The organism is Luteimonas sp. AC640a (assembly GCF_979256585.1).
The window spans coordinates 1-1,004 of sequence record NZ_CEEDOV010000020.1 but is presented as its reverse complement, the minus strand read 5'-3'; the positions used below and the strand labels follow the sequence as shown (position 1 = coordinate 1,004).

1 protein-coding gene is annotated in these 1,004 nt (G+C 64.3%); it reads right to left on the bottom strand.

The features are described from left to right. A partial coding sequence (gene tuf, locus ACZ9YD_RS14845) for an elongation factor Tu (RefSeq protein WP_465076057.1) occupies positions 1-1,004 on the bottom strand: 1,004 nt, incomplete at both ends.

The following is a 1,004-nucleotide window of genomic DNA, read 5'->3' as shown; positions in this document are numbered from 1 at the left end:
GTGCGGAAGTAGAACTGCGGACGGTAGCCCTTGAAGAACGGCGTGTGACGGCCGCCTTCGTCCTTCGACAGGACATAGACTTCGGCTTCGAACTCGGTGTGCGGCTTGATCGAACCCGGCTTGGCCAGCACCTGGCCACGCTCGACGTCGTCACGCTTGGTGCCGCGCAGCAGCAGACCGGCGTTGTCGCCTGCCTGACCCTGATCGAGCAGCTTGCGGAACATTTCGACGCCGGTGACGGTCGTCTTCTGCACCGGACGGATACCCACGATCTCGATTTCTTCGCCGACCTTGATGATGCCGCGCTCGATACGACCGGTCACGACCGTGCCGCGGCCCGAGATCGAGAACACGTCTTCGACCGGCATCAGGAATGCCTTGTCGACGTCACGCTCCGGCTCCGGGATGAACGTGTCGAGGGCGTCGACCAGCTTCAGGATCGACGGCACGCCGATCTCGCTCTGGTCGCCTTCCAGCGCCAGGCGGGCCGAGCCGTGGATGATCGGGGTGTCGTCGCCCGGGAAGTCGTACTTCGACAGCAGCTCGCGCACTTCCATCTCGACCAACTCGAGCAGCTCGGCGTCGTCGACCATGTCGGCCTTGTTCAGGAACACGACGATGTGCGGCACGCCGACCTGACGCGACAGCAGGATGTGCTCGCGGGTCTGCGGCATCGGGCCGTCAGCAGCCGAACACACCAGGATCGCGCCGTCCATCTGCGCAGCGCCGGTGATCATGTTCTTGACGTAGTCGGCGTGACCCGGGCAATCGACGTGTGCGTAGTGACGCACGGCCGATTCGTATTCCACGTGCGCCGTCGAGATCGTGATGCCGCGCGCCTTCTCTTCCGGCGCCGCGTCGATCTGGTCGTAGCCCTTGAACTCGCCGCCGAAACGCTCCGCACCGATCTTCGTCAGCGCCGCGGTCAGCGTCGTCTTGCCGTGGTCAACGTGACCAATCGTGCCCACGTTCACGTGGGGCTTGGTGCGCTCGAACTTACCCTT